18 protein-coding genes are annotated in these 21,727 nt (G+C 39.8%); 14 read left to right on the top strand and 4 right to left on the bottom strand.

Going from position 1 to position 21,727, the window contains the following annotated elements; genetic code table 11:
• The first annotated feature begins 1 nt into the window (after window position 1).
• From B4B65_RS08710 to rodA, 11 genes are all read left to right on the top strand, one after another.
• Complete coding sequence (locus B4B65_RS08710; RefSeq protein WP_201680079.1) at window positions 2-331, top strand: 2Fe-2S iron-sulfur cluster-binding protein; 330 nt, start codon at window positions 2-4, stop codon at window positions 329-331.
• A gap of 256 nt (window positions 332-587) precedes the next feature.
• Complete coding sequence (locus tag B4B65_RS08705; protein ID WP_293915124.1) at window positions 588-1,898, top strand: NAD(P)/FAD-dependent oxidoreductase; 1,311 nt, start codon at window positions 588-590, stop codon at window positions 1,896-1,898.
• A gap of 15 nt (window positions 1,899-1,913) precedes the next feature.
• Window positions 1,914-3,596: a DNA polymerase/3'-5' exonuclease PolX gene (locus B4B65_RS08700; RefSeq protein ID WP_293915122.1), complete on the top strand. Its 1,683-nt coding sequence runs from the start codon at window positions 1,914-1,916 to the stop codon at window positions 3,594-3,596.
• Between the two features lie 55 nt (window positions 3,597-3,651).
• Window positions 3,652-5,301, top strand: coding sequence for a M1 family metallopeptidase (locus tag B4B65_RS08695; RefSeq protein WP_293915120.1), 1,650 nt, complete (start codon window positions 3,652-3,654; stop codon window positions 5,299-5,301).
• Window positions 5,302-5,351: 50 nt separating this feature from the next.
• The gene (locus B4B65_RS08690) at window positions 5,352-6,734 is read left to right on the top strand and encodes an aminopeptidase P family protein (protein ID WP_293915118.1); all 1,383 of its coding nucleotides are present in this window, start codon (window positions 5,352-5,354) and stop codon (window positions 6,732-6,734) included.
• A 19-nt stretch (window positions 6,735-6,753) separates the two neighbouring features.
• Window positions 6,754-8,916 (top strand): S9 family peptidase, encoded by a 2,163-nt coding sequence (locus B4B65_RS08685; protein ID WP_293915116.1) that lies wholly within the window; start codon window positions 6,754-6,756, stop codon window positions 8,914-8,916.
• Between the two features lie 336 nt (window positions 8,917-9,252).
• A complete protein-coding gene (locus B4B65_RS08680; RefSeq protein WP_002993616.1) occupies window positions 9,253-10,275 on the top strand; it encodes a rod shape-determining protein in 1,023 nt (340 codons plus the stop codon).
• Window positions 10,276-10,360: 85 nt separating this feature from the next.
• Window positions 10,361-11,194 carry a rod shape-determining protein MreC gene (mreC, locus tag B4B65_RS08675; protein WP_201680084.1) on the top strand — a complete coding sequence of 278 codons (834 nt, stop codon included), beginning with the start codon at window positions 10,361-10,363 and terminating at the stop codon, window positions 11,192-11,194.
• A complete protein-coding gene (locus B4B65_RS08670) occupies window positions 11,187-11,711 on the top strand; it encodes a rod shape-determining protein MreD (RefSeq protein WP_201680085.1) in 525 nt (174 codons plus the stop codon). Before mreC ends, B4B65_RS08670 begins: the two co-directional genes overlap by 8 nt.
• A 44-nt stretch (window positions 11,712-11,755) precedes the next feature.
• Entirely contained in the window at window positions 11,756-13,720 is a 1,965-nt protein-coding gene (mrdA, locus tag B4B65_RS08665) for a penicillin-binding protein 2 (protein WP_293915112.1), read from the top strand.
• Complete coding sequence (gene rodA, locus B4B65_RS08660; RefSeq protein WP_293915110.1) at window positions 13,713-14,981, top strand: rod shape-determining protein RodA; 1,269 nt, start codon at window positions 13,713-13,715, stop codon at window positions 14,979-14,981. The genes mrdA and rodA overlap by 8 nt, the downstream gene beginning before the upstream one ends.
• 75 nt (window positions 14,982-15,056) lie before the next feature.
• On the opposite strand, the gene B4B65_RS08655 is transcribed toward rodA, so the two are convergent.
• The 4 genes from B4B65_RS08655 to B4B65_RS08640 are packed head-to-tail and all read right to left on the bottom strand — an operon-like array spanning window position 15,057 to window position 17,916.
• Window positions 15,057-15,911 carry a nucleoside phosphorylase gene (locus B4B65_RS08655; protein WP_293915108.1) on the bottom strand — a complete coding sequence of 285 codons (855 nt, stop codon included), beginning with the start codon at window positions 15,909-15,911 and terminating at the stop codon, window positions 15,057-15,059.
• Window positions 15,908-16,525 (bottom strand): IMPACT family protein, encoded by a 618-nt coding sequence (locus tag B4B65_RS08650; RefSeq protein ID WP_293915106.1) that lies wholly within the window; start codon window positions 16,523-16,525, stop codon window positions 15,908-15,910. Before B4B65_RS08650 ends, B4B65_RS08655 begins: the two co-directional genes overlap by 4 nt.
• Window positions 16,522-17,385, bottom strand: coding sequence for an EamA family transporter (locus tag B4B65_RS08645; RefSeq protein WP_293915104.1), 864 nt, complete (start codon window positions 17,383-17,385; stop codon window positions 16,522-16,524). The genes B4B65_RS08650 and B4B65_RS08645 overlap by 4 nt, the downstream gene beginning before the upstream one ends.
• 6 nt (window positions 17,386-17,391) lie before the next feature.
• A complete protein-coding gene (locus B4B65_RS08640; RefSeq protein WP_293915102.1) occupies window positions 17,392-17,916 on the bottom strand; it encodes a thermonuclease family protein in 525 nt (174 codons plus the stop codon).
• 539 nt (window positions 17,917-18,455) lie between these two features.
• Here B4B65_RS08640 and B4B65_RS08635 point away from each other — a divergent pair.
• Genes B4B65_RS08635 through aroA form a run of 3 tightly spaced genes read left to right on the top strand, consistent with a single transcriptional unit; the run spans window position 18,456 to window position 21,670 of the window.
• Complete coding sequence (locus tag B4B65_RS08635) at window positions 18,456-19,280, top strand: prephenate dehydratase (protein ID WP_201680092.1); 825 nt, start codon at window positions 18,456-18,458, stop codon at window positions 19,278-19,280.
• A gap of 33 nt (window positions 19,281-19,313) precedes the next feature.
• On the top strand, window positions 19,314-20,420 hold the full coding sequence (locus B4B65_RS08630; protein ID WP_201680093.1) for a chorismate mutase: 1,107 nt from the start codon (window positions 19,314-19,316) through the stop codon (window positions 20,418-20,420).
• Window positions 20,420-21,670 (top strand): 3-phosphoshikimate 1-carboxyvinyltransferase, encoded by a 1,251-nt coding sequence (gene aroA / locus B4B65_RS08625; protein WP_293915099.1) that lies wholly within the window; start codon window positions 20,420-20,422, stop codon window positions 21,668-21,670. The genes B4B65_RS08630 and aroA overlap by 1 nt, the downstream gene beginning before the upstream one ends.
• Window positions 21,671-21,727: the final 57 nt, after the last annotated feature.

The following is a 21,727-nucleotide window of genomic DNA, read 5'->3' as shown; positions in this document are numbered from 1 at the left end:
CATGGATAATTTAATCACCATTTATGTAGAAGACCGGGAAGGCACAGTAAAAGATGTAGAGATTCCTACAGATATAAATCTGAGCCTGATGGAGATCCTGAAGGCTTCAGAATACGAGATTCTGGCCACCTGTGGAGGGATGGCATTGTGTGCGACCTGTCATGTGCAGATATTGGATGGAGCTGAAAACCTGTCCGAACCACAGGATCAGGAACTGGATATGCTGGATACCTTACCAGATGCGGATGATGAGAGCAGACTTGCCTGTCAGATCAGACTAGGCAATGAAAATGACGGGCTACGAATAAAAATAAAAGGGACCTTACAATAAGCCTTTTTAATTATTATTCTTAAATTTGTGTACTTTGTACACTAAGAATACCCTTGATTGAAAAAGACTTATATACAAACAGGCAAAAAGTGCTTCTGTCTTTTCGATCAACGCACGTTGTTAATCTGCCTTCTTTAAAGATCTCTTTATCGCATGTGTACAAGGTTAGTTGCAAATAATTTAGTTTACTGCAATAAAATTTAAGATATTTGCAAAAACTTGCAAAAGTTAATAGAATAAAGATAAAACAACTAATATGCTAAGCAGTCGTTCAGAGAGAAGTTTTCCAAGAGTTATCGTCATAGGCGGTGGCTTTGGTGGAGTGGAAGTTGCTAAACACCTCAAAAACAAAGATGTAGAAGTATTACTTCTGGATCGCAATAACTATCACACGTTCCAGCCCCTGCTTTATCAGGTCGCCACCGGAACACTTGCAGCCGATGCCATTTCCTTCCCGTTACGGAAGATGTTCAAATCGCAGGAAAATTTTAAATTCAGAATAGCAGAAGTATCGCATATTGATACCGATACTAAAATTGTAAGAACAGATGTCGGAGATTTCGATTACGACTATCTGGTTGTTGCGACAGGCGCTACAACAAACTTCTTCGGAAACCAGGAAGTAGCCAAATACTCTCTTCCGATGAAAAGTATACGCGAAGCACTTAACATCAGAAGTTATGTTCTTCAAAATCTGGAAGCAGCAGTCCTGAAAGAAACTGCTACACAGCGTGCTCCTTACCTCAACTTCGTCGTTGTCGGTGGTGGCCCTACCGGTGTAGAGCTGTCAGGAGCAATCGCCGAGATCCGTAATAATATCCTTAGAAAAGATTACCCTGAGTTATCTACTCAGGAAATGAATGTCTACCTGATAGAGGGGCAGGACAAGATCCTCGCTGCATTATCTCCGCAGGCATCCGAAAAAGCAGAAACATATCTGAAAGAATTAGGAGTAAAAGTATTGTTAAACAAGCAGGTAACAGGATATAATGGAAATACGATCTCTTTCAGCGATGGAGAAAGTATTGATACCAAAACGGTTATCTGGGGAGCAGGTGTCATGGGACAATTCCCAGAAGGTCTGGAAAAAGATATTATCCAGCGTGGCAATCGCATCAAAACAGATGCAACCTGCAGAGTCGAAGGTCTGGAAAATGTATTCGCTATCGGAGACGTCTCTGCTATGATTACAGAAGATCTTCCAAGAGGGTTACCGGGTGTCGCACCTGTTGCACAACAGCAAGGTAAATTCGTAGCACATCAGATCATGCACCTGCTTAATGATCAGCCTCTTGAAAATTTCAGCTATTTTGACAAAGGCTCGATGGCTACAATAGGTCGTAACAGAGCTGTCGTAGATATGGGTAAAATCCGGTTTCAGGGATTCTTCGCCTGGTTTGTATGGATGTTCGTTCACTTGATGTCCATCTTCGGATTTAGAAATAAATTGGTTACTTTCGTCAACTGGTCCATCAAATTCTTTACCATGAATGGTGGAATCCGCCTGATCATTAATAAATATGAACGGCCGAAACCAGAAGAAAAAAAACCGGCACTTACAGAATAAAACAATATTTAAGATATGGATAACAAGGTCATTGCTAAGCTATTTAAGCTGGGAAGTCAGCTTATGGAACTTCATAATGAAAACCCGTTCAGGGCTAAAGCAATGGCCTCCGCATCTTTTAAAATTGACAAATTGCCCTTTGCTGCAGCTACAGCGACTGTTGAAGATCTCAGTGCTCAACAGGGAATCGGCAAAGGCACGGCAGAAAAAATTCAGGAAATTATTCAGACTGGATCCTTTACAGAACTGGATCAGCTGATCGCCAATACGCCTCCCGGATTATTGGATATGCTTCAGATAAAAGGTCTGGGACCAAAAAAAATACTGATCATATGGAAAGAACTCGGTATTGAATCTGTAGGAGAACTGTATTATGCCTGCAACGAAAACCGTCTGGTAGAGGCAAAAGGCTTCGGTCTCAAAACACAGGAAGACATTAAGAAAAATATAGAATTTTCCATTGCCAATCAAGGCTGGTTTTTATATGCAAAAGTATTGCCGTCTGCAGAAGCAATTCTCAATAAATTACGGTTCGCCCTACCTGAACACACAGCGCTTTCTTATACCGGAGCTTTCAGAAGAAAAGTTGAAATATTAGATCGTGTGGATTTTTTGCTGTCCGCTTCAACAGAAGAGCTGCAAAAAGTATTAGCTACGATTCCTGATCTGCAGATTCAGCAACAAGATCCAGATCGGATAGACGCAAAAGATAACAATGGCTTCCTTTTTAGTTTTTTAAATACAGATTCCGAAAATTTTGCGCGAACACTTTTAATAACTACAGGTTCAGAACTCCATATCCAACAATTAGAAGCGATACAACAGCCACTTCCCACAGCTTCTACAGAAGCCGGGATCTATCTGTTGCTGGGATTAGCCTATATCGAGCCCGAACTTAGAGAAGGATTGGATGAAATCCAGAGAGCAAAAAACAGTACACTTCCGCAGCTTATCACTTTTGAAGAATTAAAAGGAACCGTTCACAATCACTCTACATATAGTGACGGTGTACATAGCCTGGCTGAAATGGCGCGATACTGTAAGGAGGATCTGGGATTAGAATATTTTGGCATCTGCGATCACTCCCGTACGGCTGTATATGCCAACGGTCTGTCTATAGATCGTCTGGAACAACAATGGAAAGAAGTAGATGCACTGAATGAAAAAATGGCTCCATTCCGTATTTTCAAAGGTATTGAATCTGATATTCTTTCGGACGGATCTCTCGATTATCCGAATGAGATACTTGCTCAATTCGATTTTGTAGTAGCTTCCGTACATTCCAATCTCAAAATGGATGAAGAGAAAGCGACAGACAGATTAATAAAAGCAATCGAAAATCCTTACACCACTATTCTGGGGCATCCTACAGGAAGATTATTATTAAGCCGCTCGGGATATCCTTTGGATTTCAAAAAAATAATAGATGCCTGTGCAGCAAATCAGGTGGTCATCGAGATTAATGCCAATCCCCTGCGGTTAGATCTGGACTGGAGATGGCACAGGTACGCTATCGAAAAAGGTGTATTGCTATCCATCAATCCGGATGCACACCGTACAGAAGGACTTTTGGATATGCACTATGGTGTCTACGTAGCACGTAAAGGAGGAGTATCTGCTGAAAACTGTCTTAATGCACGTTCGGTCACAGAAATCAGCGAATTCTTTACAAACAGAAAAATTTCAAGGGGAATTTAAGCGCTTTATTTTTCAGGTTCTTTTGCTATTTTTATAGATCAATTTGTGATCGGTTATGCGCTACCCTATTCTTTTGCTGTTATTGTTGTTTTCCTTACATTCTTATTCGCAACTTTTACACCCTAAAAACAGTTTTACCCGGGCTGATTCCTTACGCGGAAAGCTTACCCCCTTACGTACCTGTTATGATGTGCAATTCTATCATCTTAACATAAAAGTCAATCCTGAGCAAAAATCTGTTTCGGGCAGCAATCTCTTCCGGTTCAAGGCAGTGACGGACTTCAAAGACCTACAGTTTGACCTCTTTGAAAACCTCACTATTGACAAAGTTGTGTATCAGGGAAAGACTTTACCTTTCAGAAGAGAATATAATGCTGTTTTTATATCATTTCCGCAAACTATAAAAAAAGGAAATCAGGATTCCTTTGAGGTTTATTATTCCGGCAATCCAGTTGAGGCTAAACGTGCTCCCTGGGATGGTGGATTCGACTGGAAAAAGGATAAAAACGGGAATCCGTGGATAGCAACTGCATGTGAGGGTCTGGGAGCCAGTGCATGGTGGCCCAATAAAGATCACCTATCGGATGAGGTAGACAGTATGCTGATCTCGGTTGCAGTTCCCTCCTCTTTAATGAACGTCTCAAATGGAAGACTTAAAGGCGTAGAAAAGGGCACTGACGGATATACAACTTACCATTGGAGCGTTTCTAACCCAATCAACAACTACAATGTGGCATTGAATATAGGTGATTATGTACATTTGCAGGATGCCTATCAGGGTGAAAACGGTAAACTGGATATTGATTATTATGTCCTCCGTGGAAATGAAACAATAGCTGAAAAGCACTTTGGTGAAAATGTCAAACCCATGCTTGAAGCCCTGGAACACTGGTTTGGTCCCTATCCTTTTTATGAAGATGGATACAAACTTGTCGAAACATCCCATCTGGGCATGGAACATCAGAGCGCCATTGCCTACGGGAATAAATATAAAAACGGTTATCTGGGCACAGAAAGCTCCGGCACAGGATGGGGAATGAAATGGGATTTTATCATTATCCACGAGTCAGGTCACGAATGGTTCGGAAATAATATAACGGCCAAAGATGTCGCTGACCTCTGGATCCATGAGAGCTACACAAACTATTCCGAAGCATTATACATTGACTATCATTATGGCAAACAGGCCAGCCAGGAGTATGTAAACGGCAATCGCAGGGGTATACTGAATGATACAGCAATGCAAGGCCCGTATGATGTAAATAAAGAAGGATCGGGTGATATGTATCTTAAAGGTGGAGTATTACATAATATGATCCGCTCCATGATAAATAATGATGAAAAATGGCGTGCAATCCTCAGAGGATTAAACAAAAAATTTTATCATAAAACTGTAGATTATCAGGATATCACATCTTATGTATCTCGTGAATCGGGTATAGATCTGTCAAAAGTTTTTGAGCAGTATGTACAGCATACCAGCATTCCGACCCTGGAAGTGGTTTGGAACAATAAAGGTCTGCCCGCAGCCCGGTGGATCAGTGAAGTCAAAGATTTCAAAATGCCGGTAGCTATCGGTAAAAAAGGAGAAGTAAAACAACAATACACGTTTGATCAGCAGTTTAAACCCATACCTGTTGCGGAACTGACAAAGCAAAATATTGATATCGATACCTTTAATTATTATATCAAAGTCAAAATGTAAAGGATGAGAAAATCATCCTGTATTAAATTAACGTATTAAACAACAACTATATGTTTGCAGCGCATACCTATCAGGAACGAAGAAATGTCTTAAAGAAAAATATTGGCCATGGTATTCTCCTGTTTTTGGGGAATATTGAAAATCCGATAAATTTCGAACACAACCCCTACAGATTTCGACAGGACAGTACTTTCTTATATTACTTCGGGATACAAGAACCCCGTCTGGCTGCAATTATAGATATTGATGAAGATAAAACAATTGTATTCGGAGATGAATTAAGTATCGATGATATCGTCTGGATGGGTAAACAGGAGACATTAAAAGAGAAAAGTCTACGTTCCGGGATCAGTGAGACACGTCCTTTTTCCGCATTAGCTACTTATCTGCAGGAAAACAAGAATCGTACTGTACATTATCTCCCTCCTTATCAACCTTCCAACATGATCTTACTTACAGAACTATTCAGGATTTCCGTAGGTGCTATTCAACCTTCAGTACCCTTTATAACAGCTGTCGTAAAGCAAAGAGAGATCAAAGAGGATCAGGAAATTAAGGAAATAGAAGAAGCCATTCGCGTTTCTACTGAAATGCATCTCTTAGCTATGCGACTGGTCAGACCGGGAATACGGGAATTTGAAATTGCCAATGCCATCCAGCATCTGGCTGCTGATCAGAGCTGTGAAATGGCTTATCCGCCTATTGTAACTATCAATGGCGGAATACTGCACAATCATTATCGTCAGCATACACTTAAAAGCGGAGATCTTTTTCTGAATGATTCCGGTGCAGAGACAGCGATGGGATATGCAGGTGATCTTACCCGCACATTCCCTGCAGATTCGCGATTCACCACCAAACAAAAAGAAATTTACAACATAGTATTGCAGTCTTTTACGAATGCAAGAAATGCACTCGCTCCGGACACAAACTTCAAAGATATTCATCTTAAAGCCTCCCTTAGCCTTGTTGAAGGACTGAAATCCATTGGATTAATGAAAGGCAACGCTGAAGAAGCCGTACAAGCACATGCTCACACGCTGTTTTTTCAATGTGGACTCGGGCATATGATGGGACTGGATGTACATGATATGGAAGATCTCGGAGAACAATATGTGGGATATACTCCAGACGAACCAAAAGATACCCTTACTTTCGGACTTAAATCACTTCGCCTGGGTAAACCGCTGAAAACTGGTCATGTAGTCACCGTTGAGCCTGGTCTGTATTTTATTCCTGAACTCATTGATATCTGGCAGGCAGAAAATAAAAACAGCACATTTATCAACTATGATAAAGTAAATGAATATCGCAATTTCGGCGGAGTCCGTATAGAAGACGATTTCCTGATCACAGTAGACGGTCATCGCTTATTAGGTCCGGAACTCATTAAAACCGCAGAGGAAATTGAAAACTACAGATCAAACAATTAGCAGCATAATTTTTTATTTTATGATAAAATTCACCAAATACTTTTTATCCATATTTTGCATCTTTTTACTCCATAATAGTTTTGCTCAAAAAATGCAATGGACGGCAGATGGCAATGCCTATTATTCATTCTCTCCCAAGGGAATTGATATGGTAGATCTTCTTCACCCGGATCAGAATAAAGCCTTTCTGACCACACAGGACCTTATCCCAAAAGATTCGGCCGAAGCGTTAGAAGTCCAGAGTTTTCAGGTATCTCCTGATGGCAATAGTCTTTTACTGTTCGCCAATACGCAACGTGTATGGCGGGATAATACGAGAGGAGACTACTGGATATTTGACAAAAAGAGCAAGCAACTTATTCAACTGGGCAAAGGATTGCCTGCATCCTCTCTGATGTTTGCAAAATTTTCACCTGACGGCAAAAAAGTCGCTTATGTATCTAAGCATAATATCTACATAGAAGATCTTTCTACCCATACATACAACGCTATAACCAAAGACGGCACAGACCGTATTATCAACGGTACATTTGACTGGGCTTATGAAGAAGAGTTCGGATGCCAGGACGGATTTCGGTGGTCACCCGACGGAACAAAAATCGCCTATTGGAAATTAGACGCAAAAGAAACACGTAACTTCCTGATGATCAACAATACAGATAGCCTGTATTCGTTCACCATTCCGGTAGAATATCCTAAAGTAGGTATGAACCCTTCTTCCTGTACAATTTGGTTTTATAATATATCAGATGGAAGCACCCAAAAAGCCGGTATTGAAGGAGATGACATCCAGCACTATATTCCCCGAATGGAATGGGTACTGGATTCCAAATCTATTATACTCCAACAGCTTAACCGCAAACAAAATGTAAGCAAAATTATCGTGTGCGATGCTGTAAATGCGACTTCCAAAACCATTCACCAGGAAACTGACGAAGCATGGATAGATATTAAAGCCCGCTGGAATAACGGAGACCCAAGCGGTTGGGACTGGATCAACAATGGCGAGGAATTTATCTGGCTCTCCGAAAAAAACGGATGGAGACAAATTTATAAAATCGACCTTCAGGGTAAAGAAACGCTGATTACAAAAGAAAACTATGATGTTATACAACTAGATAATATTGATCAGAAAGCTAATCTTATTTATTTCTCCGCTTCTCCGACAAATGCAACTCAAAAGTTTTTGTACAAAATCAGCCTGAATGGCGGGCAGTCCAGCCGTGTAACTCCGGCGACATATAAAGGAACAAACACCTATACGATTTCTTCCAATGGCAAACTGGCTATTTTCAACAGCAAGAGCACGACGTTTAGTTCCACAGGATCTATAGTAAGCCTTCCGGAACATAAAGAAATTGTAAAACCAAAGTCTGTTAAAGAAGGAATTGCCACACATGTGGAATTTATCAAAATTAAAACGCAGGATAGCATTGAATTAGACGGGTGGATGGTAAAACCAAAAAACTTCGATCCGAATAAAAAATATCCGGTTGTATTCTATGTTTATGGAGAACCTGCAGCGCAAACAGTAACAGATGATACTTACACCGGATATAATCCATTATATACAGGTAATATGTCGGATGACGGATACATCTATATTTCATTGGAAAACCGTGGTGCACCGGCTCCGAAAGGCAGAGTATGGCGTAAATCTATCTACAGAAATATCGGCCGTCTCAATATTCGTGATCAGGCCATGGGTGCAAAAGAGATATTAAAATGGAAATTTGTAGATCCGGAGCGTATAGCCGTTTGGGGATGGAGCGGAGGCGGATCTTCCACACTCAACCTCCTCGGACAATATCCCGATATCTATAAAACCGGAATATCCATTGCTCCCGTAACAAACCAGTTGTTTTATGACAATATCTATCAGGAACGCTACATGGGGTTGCCACAGGAAAATAAAGAAGACTTTATAAAAGGATCTCCTGTATCTTATGTCAAAAACCTAAAAGGAAACTTATTACTCATACACGGAACAGGAGATGATAATGTGCACTACCAGAATACAGAGGTATATATCAACGAAATGGTAAAATATAACAAACAATTTCAACTGATGTCCTACCCAAACCGCAGCCATTCCATCAATGAAGGAGCAGGAACAACGCGGCATTTATCAACTTTGTTCACCAAATTTCTCAAAACGTATTGCCCTCCGGGAGCAAAATAAATTAAAGAGAGCTGCAAATTGCAGCTCTCTTTAATTTATAAGCGATTTAAAAAGTCAACATCTCGGACAGCACAAATAATCCTAATAAGGATTATCAGTAAACGATTAGTTTACTTAACAACTAATATTAAAAAACAGGGGCCTTTTTAAATTTTAACAATAAAAAAAGCAGTAAAATTATACGATAATCATCTCTTTTCCGTTAACGATTTAATACCTATCAAAAGATTCTTTTCGGTTCATTTTGAACCAAATAATTTTTTTTCATTGTACACAGAGATTGATAATTTTTCAGTAGTTTTGCATATTAATAAAAAATCGTTTAAAATTCACTAAATGGGGTTATTTAACTGGTTTACGCAAGAAGTTGCGATCGATTTGGGTACAGCTAATACCCTGATTATCCATAATGACAAAGTAGTAGTAGACGAACCCTCTATCGTTGCATTTGACCGCACTACCAATAAAGTAATTGCTATTGGTCGTCAGGCAATGCAGATGGAAGGTAAGACTCACGATAATATAAAAACCGTACGACCTCTTCGTGATGGTGTTATCGCTGATTTTACAGCAGCTGAACATCTGATCAGAGGAATGGTAAAATTAGTAAACAACGGAAAAAGTTGGTTTTTCCCTTCTCTTAGAATGGTCGTTTGTATCCCTTCCGGAATCACAGAAGTCGAGAAACGTGCTGTAAGGGATTCTGCAGAAATTGCAGGAGCAAAAGAAGTATACCTGATTCACGAACCTATGGCAGCAGCCGTTGGTATAGGTATCGATGTAGAAGAACCTGTCGGTAATATGATCATCGATATCGGTGGTGGTACGACAGAGATTGCGGTCATCGCATTATCAGGTATCGTTTGTGATCAGTCTATCCGTGTTGCCGGAGATAATTTTGATTCTGACATTGTACAATACATCAGAAGACAACACAATATCATGATCGGTGACCGTACGGCAGAGAAAATCAAAATTGAAGTTGGTGCTGCTCTTCCTGAATTACAGGAGCCACCTGAAGATTTTGCTGTACAGGGACGTGACCTGATGACCGGTATTCCTAAACAAATCACTGTTTCCTATACGGAGATTGCGCATTGTCTGGATAAATCTATTTCGAAGATTGAAGAAGCAATCCTGAAAGCATTAGAAATAACTCCACCCGAATTATCAGCAGATATCTATCAGACCGGTATCTACCTGACCGGAGGAGGGGCATTACTAAGAGGTTTGGATAAACGTATTCAGGCCAAAACAAAACTTCCTGTTCACGTAGCAGAAGATCCTCTTCGTGCGGTTGTACGTGGTACAGGCACAGCATTGAAAAATATTGGAAAATTCAAGTTTTTAATGCAGTAATTCTTTGAATATCAATTCCAGCTACGCGATATAGATAGGTATACCCTGCTATATCGCGTAGTTGTTAAAAAACACCAGCAATAACATGAGAAACCTTTGGTTATTCTTAATCAGATATAACGCCTTTTTTTGGTTTATCCTGTTTTTTGTCTTTTCTGTACTCCTTGTTGTCAAAAACAACACTTTCCAACGTGCTTCAGCCTTTAATTCTTCTAATGTCGTGATCGGCAATATGTATGCTAAGGTAAACTCCTGGAAAAGCTATCTGGCGCTCGCTGATGCCAATGATCAGCTTGTTCAGGAAAATGCAATGCTTCATAACCAGCTCCAACGCTATATTGTCAAAGACAGCTCAGACAGCGTTCGCCTGGTAGACAGTATAGAAGAAGGACGTTATCAGTTTATTGTTGCAAATGTTGCAAATAACAGTATTCATCAGAAAAGCAATTATCTTACGCTGGATAAAGGTTCGAAAGACGGGGTAGAAAAAGATATGGGCGTGATAACTTCGAATGGAGTTGTTGGTATAGTACTGAATGTCTCAAAAGACTTCTGCACAGTACAGTCTTTATTGCATCCCGATACACGTATCTCCGTCACACTTGGCAAATCAGAAGTATTTGGTTCGTTAATGTGGGGCAGTAACAGAGATTCACGGTATGCGATGGTGCGTGATATTCCTAATCATGTCAAGGTCGCCAAAGGAGAAAAAGTATACACTTCCGGTTTTTCAATTTTTCCAAAAGGAATACAGGTCGGCCAAATAGTAGAGACAGGCATTACCTCCGGTGAAAGTTTTTTGGATCTGCGGTTACTGCTTTCCACCAATTTTTCAAATCTTCAGCACGTGTATATTCTTAAAGATAAAATGGCCGAAGAAAAAAGACTTTTAGAAGAAACGAATAACGACAATGGGTAGAACGGTTTTACTTAATTTTTTACGATTTGTAATCCTTATTCTTTTACAGGTTTTCCTGTTCAAGAATATTGGTTATTACAATCTCGCCAGCCCCTTCCCTTATATTCTTATTATCTTTCTTTTACCTATCGGTCTTCCCAATTTATTATTATACGTACTGGCCTTTCTTACCGGACTGACAGTAGACGTATTTTATGATTCACTGGGCGTACATGCTGCTGCATGTGTAGCACTAGCCTGGTACAGGATCTTTTTTCATAACATTACACTGGAAGTAGATATGAAAGAATCCTACCTCACCCCCTCATTAGGAGAAATGGGATTTAAATGGTTCCTTTCCTATACATTTTTTGGCATTTTAGTCCACCATACGGTATTGTATATATTAGAAGTATTTTCATTCTACCAATTTCAATATACACTCTTAAGTATCGGATTAAGTTGTATCTTTACACTGATTATCATCCTATTATCCGGGCTATTATTCTTTAGAAAGAAGACCCGTTATAATGCATAATCGATTCTGTACATTTTTCTAATAACGAAGGAAACCTCCGGTTTATGAACAGTTTTTTTGCTCGTAAATACGTCATTCAAGGGATATTTATTGCCGTTGCCATTATACTGATTGCTCGACTTTTTTATCTTCAAATCATTGACGACACTTATCTTCTGTCTGCAAACAACAATGTCTTGAGGAAAGTCATTGTATATCCTGCGCGCGGGGTCATCTTAGACCGTAACGGCAAGGTAATGGTACAAAACGAACCTGTCTATGATCTGTTGGTTACCCCAAAAGAAGTAAAAGATATAGACACCGCTTTACTCTGTTCATTAATAGATATCGATAAAGCCGGCTTTGACAGCCGGATGGCCAAAGCACGCGCGCATTCTCCGTTCAGAGCCTCTCAATTTGAAAAGCAACTTTCGGCGACTACCTATGCACGTCTTCAGGAACATTTATATAAATTCAGAGGATTCTACGTACAGAATCGTACTGTCCGCAGTTATCCGGACAGTCTGGCTGCACAGTTTTTGGGATATATTGAGGAAGTAAGAGATCGGGACATCGAAAAATCAAATGGCTTTTACAGACCGGGCGATTATATTGGCGCCAGTGGTGTCGAACGGGCATATGAAGATCTTTTACGCGGCAAAAGAGGTGTCAAAAATCTTATGGTTGATGCCCTCAACAGACCAAAAGGAGTTTTTATGGAAGGCAAGTATGATACGCTTGCTGTAGCCGGGGATGGATTAATCTCTTCACTGGATAAAGAACTGCAGATTCTGGGTGAAAAATTAATGAAGAATAAACTGGGATCTATTGTTGCAATCGAGCCTTCCACAGGAGAAATACTAGCCTATGTAAGCAGTCCGAGTTACGACCCCAACCTGATGGTAGGGAGACAAAGAGGCAATAATTATATGAAATTGCTGAATGATCCGACCAAACCCATGTTTAACCGGCCTATTCAGGCTTCTTATCCGCCGGGATCTGTATTCAAGGTGGTTTCAGCTTTGACAGCACAGCAAGCCGGCATGATAGATACGCATACTGTATTTAATTGTCCCGGAGGATACAGCTACGGAGGAGGGCGCGGATTTATGCGTTGTACGCACGTAGATGGACCAACCAGTCTGGTCAAATCTATACAACGGTCCTGCAATACCTATTACGGGTATACGTATGCCCGAATGATAGATTCAAGAGGACTTTCCGGACCAAAGGCATACGATCTGTGGAGAGAGGCTACTATGAAATTTGGTATAGGTCATAAATTAGGAATCGATTTACCCGGCGAAAAACCAGGTTTGCTACCTACTTCAGACTTTTATACAAAACGTTATGGTAATGACAAATGGAGATCTTCATTTAACATTTCATTATCGATCGGACAAGGTGAAATGGGTATTACACCTTTACAGATGGCAAATATCATGGCCATTGTTGCCAACAGAGGTTTTTATTACCGTCCTCACCTGATCAAAGGAATAGGAGACAAAAAAATCCTGAAAGAAGAATTTACAGAAAAAATTTCTGCCGGAGTAGATGCGAAATATTATCAGATGGTGATAGAAGGCTTAAGTCAGGCCGTGAACTCTCCGGGAGGTACCGCGTATTCCAACAGAATTAGTGGAATAGAAATGTGTGGAAAAACAGGAACTGCCCAGAATCCACACGGTGAAAACCATGCTGTATTCTTTGCGTTTGCCCCACGTGAAAATCCGAAAATAGCAATTGCTGTATTTGTAGAAAATGCCGGTTACGGAGGAGTATGGGCTGGACCTATAGCTAGTATGATGGTCGAAAAATATGTTAAGGACACCATCACTATGCCAAAGTATATTCAGGATCGGATCTATAATGCAAGTTTTATGCCGAAGAAGGAAATTCCGAAACCGAAGAAAGAGGACGTGAAAAAGGACAGCACAAAAGCAAAAACAGTGCAGCAGACTGCAGCAATAAGAGACGATAGAAAATCAGTATTAGTTCACCATAGCCAAATCAAAAGAAGATATGAATAATGTTAAGCAAAAATCCTTCTTCGGGAGAATCGATTGGTTAACAATCTTATTGTGGCTAACGTTGTGCCTTATTGGCTGGTTTAATATTCATGCAGCCGTCTTTGATCCGGAACATCCGGAATTGTTCAATCTGCAGACAAACTATGGCAAACAGTCTATTTATATTTTTTCCGCTATCATTATCGGAATCAGTATTTTGATTATTGATGCCAAGTTTTTCAGTTCTTCTGCTCCGGTTATCTATATAGTCGTTACTCTTCTGCTTATAGCCGTATTAGTTGTGGGCCGGAATGTGGGTGGTAACCAGGCCTGGATACCACTTGGAAGCTTCAGGCTGCAGCCTTCTGAATTTGGCAAACTGGCAACCTGCCTTTTACTCGCCTATTACCTCAGCAGTCAGAGCAACAAGGCTCCGACAATGAAAACTCTGGCTATAGGTGCAGGAATTGTATTGTTCCCGGTTATGCTGGTTATGCTACAGCCGGATACAGGATCAGCATTAGCATTCTTTTCTCTGATATTTGTTTTCTACCGCGAAGGATATGTCAACACCGGCTTCCTGTTGTTTATTGGTATGTGTATATTGCTGTTTGTACTTGCACTTCTCGTAAACCAATGGATACTGATAGGCTCTTTACTGGTTATCTGCGGATTCTTCGCCTTCAGCCTAAGAAAAAGACGAAAGTACCTCATCAATATTTCTATACTCTTTGTCGTCTCGACAGCATATATATTGTGTGTGGATTTTGCATACGAACATATTTTACAACCGCATCAGCGTAACCGTATTGATATTATCCTGGGTAAAATGGATGATCCGAAGGGTCAGGGATACAATCTCAACCAATCCATGATCGCTATAGGATCAGGTCAGCTGCTCGGCAAAGGATATTTACAGGGCACACAGACTAAATATAACTTTGTACCTGAACAAAGTACAGATTTTATTTTCTGTACAGTGGGTGAAGAATGGGGATTTGTAGGAAGTACCATACTCATAGCGGTCTATATGACCCTATTGGTTCGTATAGTCAATATAGCCGAACGACAACGCTCAGCATTTGCACGAATATATGCATACGGGGTAGCATCTATCCTATTCTTTCACGTCTTTATCAACATCGGCATGACAATAGGTATAGTTCCTGTTATCGGTATTCCCTTACCTTTTATCAGTTACGGCGGGTCCTCGCTGTGGAGTTTCACCATACTCTTGTTTATTATGCTCAAGTTTGATGCAAACAGAAAAGGGGTAGCTTAATTTAAAACAGCTCCTACCCTAACCTCTGCAATTGAAAGAAAAGGCAAGTTATTCCGAACATTTGGATTGTATATATTATATCCTTTCCAGTATATATTGAATAGCCTCTTCCACGATTTTTTGCGGTTCCGGACTGAATGTTGCATTCACACGACTGGCTAATATAGCATTTATGGACAAAGCATGATGTCCTAAAGCTGCAGCCATAGCATATATTCCGGCTGTTTCCATCTCCAGATTCGTAATCCTTCTGTCTCCCACCCTGAAGCGGTTAATCTTATCTATAAAATCCGGATAAATATTCTGTGTCCTCAGTGCTCTTCCCTGTGGTCCATAAAATCCGGGAGCAGTGACAGTCATTCCTTTCGGAAGATCAGAAGCAAACTGTTTCAACAACTTATCACTGGCCTGTGCCACATAAGGCTGAAAATGTAAGGCCGGGAACTGTTTTCCGATTTCATGTTGAATATCAACTTCCAGAACGGAAAGTTCTCTCTTATAATATTGCATTAAAGCGTCAAAGCCAATTCCGATTTCAGAAGCAAGTATAGTTCCCATTGGTAAATCAGCCTGTACAGCCCCTGAAGTACCTATACGGATAATATTCAGACTGATCAGATCAGATTTAGGTTCTCTTGATTGAAAATCAATATTTACCAATGCATCCAGTTCATTCAGTACGATATCAATATTATCGGTACCAATACCCGTAGATATGACAGAAACTCTTTTACCACGAATTGTACCCGTATGCGTGATAAATTCACGTTTACCTTTTTTAAGTTCTATATGGTCAAAATATTTAGAGACTTCTGCGACTCTGTCCGGATCACCTACTGTGATGACCGTGTTTGCCAGATCTTCCGGCAGAATATTCAGATGGTAAATACTTCCATCTGTATTTATAATGAGTTCAGATGCTGGAATCATATTGTTTTTAAGTAATTAAGATGTACTCCTTCTATGGTATTCATTTTTTGCACAACGGTATTGACCTGCATTTTTCTGATTTCGAGCTCCATATAACAGCTATTATCAAATTCCTGTTTCAACATAGTCAAGTCTTCCTCTTTCACGATCCGCATCACATCATTCATCTGCAGATATTCAAAGGACACACTATACACATCATTCACAGTGCGCTCCACAATAACCGAACTGGCCAAAGCTTCCTGCGCTGCTGTCTTGTAGGCATTGATCAATCCCGGAACTCCTAACAGAGTCCCTCCAAAATATCGCACCACTACAATCAGGACATTGGTCACATCCTGAGAAAGCAATACGTTGAGAATCGGCCGGCCTGCTGTACCCGAAGGTTCGCCATCATCATTTATCCGGAATACAGCCCGATCAGGTGTCAGACGATAAGCCCAGCAGTGGTGTCTCGCTTTAGGGTGTAAATCTTTTAATTCCTGAATGACAGTTTTCAATGCGGCTTCATCTCTGAACGGGTAGGTATAAGCAATAAATTTACTTCCTTTGTCCCGAAAAATCCCTTCGGAGGGCGATTCAATAGTACGATAAGTATCTTCAAATAAACTCACAGATAAGCAATTAATAAGACAGAAATTACAGCCAGACAAAGTCCTGCTTTATTCAATATAGACAATTTTTCTTTAAATAAAAAGATACCAGCCAGTGCACCGAAGGCAATCACACCGATATTCATGGAAGTAAAGACAATAGATGGATTCTCCGGAATAGCACGGTGTGCTTTCATATAAAACATAATATTTCCGAAATTGAAAACACCCAGAACCAGCCCGCCAAACATAGACTGTACATCAAACTTTTGTTTTTTCCAAAACAATAAATAAAACAAACAGCCACATGCCACGACCAGTGCCAGTGCAAAAATGATCAGCATAGAAGCCGTGTAGGGAATCTCTTTATGCTGTGCCACTTGTTTGAAAAGTACATCAATACATCCCATTCCTAAAAATACTATCGCCGGATATATAATAGAGGAAGTCGGCTTTTCGGATTTCTGCCCGCCTTTACTCCATCCTATTGAACAGATTATAGCGACAACTCCTACTGCAAGTCCAATTATTTTACCGGATTCAATACGCTCTCCAAATAACAGAAAAGCGGCGGTCAACGGAATAAACAAGGAAAGTCTTTGGGCAACTTCTGTCTTTACAATACCACTGTATTCTATAGAAAGCGCAATGATCAGAAATAAGGTAGGTAATAGAATACCTAAGGGCAAATACAGATTCCATGGAAGAACAGGGTTATCCCACTTTACAGCCTCCGGATTTAGAAATATCCAGGTCATCAACAGCGCTACAGGATAATTCCACAACACTAACTGTAAATGATTGATACCTCTGCTTTTTGCCCATTTGATACAAATGGCAACCAATACACTGCAGATAACACTTAAAAAAACAAATATCATATTCTTCTATTTCCAGAGTCCGGCTTTGTGCAATCGGGCTTTCCCCTCCAGTTCTCTGAAATACGCTGCATATTTCACATTTGGAGGAACTGTCATCGTTACCGCATAACCCTTTTCTACGAGTTCTGCATTTAACAATACACTATCGATATATACATAAGCCAGCAATCGGCCATACCGATCCCGCTTTGCAACATCAAAAGTAAGACTAACATGCCTATTCTTTAAACGTTCTGTTAAATATTTTTTGGATTCTGCACCGAAATAACCAATCAGCTTTCGCCCAGTATTTCGGGATTCAGGAGCATCTATACCTATAAACCTGACTTTTGTTCCTTTAGAAGAACCATCCTCGATCACAAAGGTGTCTCCATCGATCACCCGACGAACGCTATAACTGTGATCATGCGCAATTTCTAATCTTTTGGATGAATGTACAAAAGACGTAAAAGCAATAAAAAAAGAGGTAAACACCTCAAAAGTATCTTCATATAAATTATAAAAGGGAGGCTGCAAAATTAATAAAACCAAAATAATTAAAGGAAAAGTATAATTTCAAACAAAATAACCATTAAAAAAACATAAATTTTCAAATAAAAATCAGACAAAAAAATCACAAATTTTTACAAAAAAATACGTTAAAAATAGATTAAAAAATAGTCAAAAAATACATCATAAATATTAACACATTTAAAATATAAAAAGCTGTATATAAATGTTTTATTTAATTTAAACCAAAATAAAATAAGCAATTTTAATATAAAATTTACATAAAAATAATATCAAAATGAGCTATTTTTTAACCATAAAAAACAACACAAAAACATACTTATAAAGATTAAAAAAACAATAAATTTTAAATTTTATTTGGATTTTTATTTTTTTGCCGTACATTTGAAATGTCAAACACGAGACACAGACAATGAAACATAATAACACATATCTATTTTTTGGTTTCTTTTATTTTAGCAATAAGAGCAGGGACTAGTATATAGATATAAGTTATACAGATATATAGAGGGTCCCGGAAATATTCGGGACCCTCTTTTTTTGGAAAGTTAACGAGAAAAATGAGCTTAAAAATTGCAATACAGGGGGCAAAGGCCTCTTTTCACGAAGAAGCAGCCTTCAAATATTTTGGCAATGATATAGAAATTGTCGAATGTGATTCTTTCAAAAAGACCTGCGATATCCTCAAACAGAAAAAAGCAGATTATGTGGTCATGGCCATCGAGAATTCAATTGCCGGAAGTATTCTCCAAAATTACAATCTGTTGCGTGATTATCGCTTTCATATTGTAGGCGAAGTCTATCTGCACATTCAACAGCATTTATTAGCACTGCCGGGTGTAAAATTAGCAGATATCAAGATTGTAGAATCGCATCCTATTGCAATCCGTCAGTGTGATGCATTTCTGGAAGATCACCCGCATTTTCTGGTAAAAGAGTTCACAGACACTGCAGCAGCAGCAAAGAAGATTGCGGATGAAAAACTGACCACGACAGCAGCAATTGCCGGAGAACTGGCGGCCAAACTTTATGGTCTTGAAATTATTGAACGCAGAATTGAAACCAACAAAAAGAATGCAACACGTTTTCTGATTCTGGCTGATGAAGTCGTCGAACAGAAAAATGCAAATAAAGCATCATTATCTTTTCAAACCGGCAATGCTGTGGGTGCTCTGGCTAATGTACTTCAGTGTTTTGCAGAGCAAAATGTCAATCTGACCAAAATTCAATCTATGCCGGTCGTAGGACGCCGTAATGACTACGATTTTTATGTAGATGTAGAATGGAAAAAACAATCCGAATACGATGCAGCTATCCGCAAAGTATTGAAGCATACTGTCAACTTCAGTATCATGGGTGAATACATTAAAAATGAGAAATTGTAATTAATAAACTGAAAATATAAAATACACAATAAAATGAAACACACATTAGACATCCTTCCGCTAAAATCCTGGTTAGATACAGGAGACAGACCTTTGATCATCGGAGGCCCTTGTAGTGCAGAGACTGAAGAACAACTGGTTTCAACAGCTCACCTTTTGGCAAACACCGGTAAAGTAAACGTATTGCGCGCCGGAATCTGGAAACCTCGTACCCGTCCGGGAGAATTCGAAGGTATAGGAAGTATTGGTCTGGAATGGTTAAAAAGAGCCAAAGAAGAAACAGGCCTGTTGACTGCGACTGAAGTAGCAACGGCTAAGCACGTGGAAGAAGCTTTAGCTGCAGGAGTAGATATCCTTTGGATTGGTGCCCGTTCTACAGCAAACCCGTTCACTGTTCAGGAAATAGCAGACGCCTTACAAGGTGTGGATGTGCCAGTATTAGTTAAGAATCCTGTGAATCCGGATTTATCTTTATGGGTAGGTGCATTAGAGCGTATCAACCGTGCAGGTATTAAAAAACTGGCTGCTATTCACAGAGGATTCTCTTCATACGAGAAGACAGCTTTCAGAAATGAACCGATGTGGGATCTGGCTATTCAGCTGAAAACCTTAATTCCTGATCTTCCGGTTATCAATGACCCAAGTCATATTTGCGGAAATCGTGAACTGATCCCGTACATTGCACAAAAAGCGATGGATATGGATATGCAGGGATTAATTATTGAATCGCATATCGATCCTTCAGTAGCGTGGACGGATGCCAAACAACAACTTACTCCTGCAGCTTTGGCTGAATTAGTAGGCCACTTATCTTTACGTCGTCCGGAATCCGACAATCCTGCTTTCGAAGATAAACTTTCAGAGTTACGTGCTGAAATCGACAGACTGGATGACAAAATAATCCAGCAAATCGGAGACCGTATGAAAATTGCAGAGAAAATCGGCGAATACAAACGCGATAATAATGTGACCATCTTACAGGTTTCGCGATGGGATGAAATCGTACAAAAACGTGCGAAATTAGCCAATGCATTAAACTTGGATCAGGATTTTACAGTAAAATTCCTGGAACTGTTACACAATGAGTCTATCCGCAGACAAAATGAAGTAATGAACAATACACCAGCTACGGAGGCGTAATGGAGCATTCAGGCATTGCATTAAGCCATCCAGGCAAAACAATAAAAGGTACGGTACAGCTCACAGGTTCTAAATCTGAGAGCAACCGTGCCCTCATTATCCAGGCACTGAGTAAAGGCAACGTCCGTATTGAAAATCTTTCGAATGCAGATGATACCGTGATTATGCAACGTGCTTTAAAGACCGCTGCTGAACCACAATCCGATACCACAACCATTAACATCGGACCTGCTGGTACAGCAATGCGTTTTTTGACATCCTACCTCAACTTAGTAAAAGGTAATTTTACCCTTACAGGTACCGAGCGGATGCAACAGCGTCCTATTGGTATTCTCGTTGATGCACTAAAAACATTAGGTGCAGATATACATTATGAGAAGAAAGCAGGATACCCCCCTTTGAAAATCGAAGGAGGAATGTTCCAGAATAAAAAAGAAGTTTCCATAAAAGGAAACATAAGCAGTCAGTATATTTCCTCGCTGTTGCTGATTGCATCAGCACTGAAAAAAGGTCTTACGCTTCATATTGAAGGAGAGCTGACTTCAAGACCTTATGTATCTATGACATTAGATATGCTCAAGGAAGCGGGCATATCTCATACATGGAATGAAAATTCAATTGAGATAGCTCCTCAACAAGCAAAAGAGGCAACTTTATATATAGAACCGGACTGGAGTGCGGCCTCCTATTGGTATGCGATAGTAGCGTTATCCGAAAATGGACATATTGTACTGCCGGGATTGAAACAAAACAGTTTACAGGGAGACAGTGCAATAGTAGATATAATGACACACTTTGGTGTACGCTCTTCTTTTGAACAGGACGGACTCCATCTTCACAAGTCAGCAGTTGATTCTGATCAAACCCTTTTTGATTTTAAAGAATGTCCGGATCTGGCCCAGACAGTCATTGTATGTGCAGCAGCATTGAAACGCGACATTTCATTTACCGGCCTGGAAACACTTAAAATCAAAGAAACAGACCGTATTGCTGCTCTTCAGAATGAGATTGGTAAATTCGGAGCGTTGCTTGTGGAAGATAATGGAATCTACCACCTGAAGACTTCCAATGTCTTCAAACCTGAACACATAACAATCAAGACATATGAAGATCATCGTATGGCCATGGCATTCGCTCCTCTGGCACTTGTATTTGATCAGATTCATATAGAAGATCCTATTGTGGTCGAAAAATCATATCCTGAATTCTGGGATCACCTAAAAAATCAAAATTTTACGATTACGGCATAGATAAAATAGAATAAGACCATAATATTATGGTCTTATTCTATATCTTTACGCTTTGCT

This window comes from Sphingobacterium sp. UBA5789, from assembly GCF_002418355.1.
Classification (GTDB): domain Bacteria; phylum Bacteroidota; class Bacteroidia; order Sphingobacteriales; family Sphingobacteriaceae; genus Sphingobacterium.
This window is presented reverse-complemented; position numbering and strand designations above follow the sequence as displayed.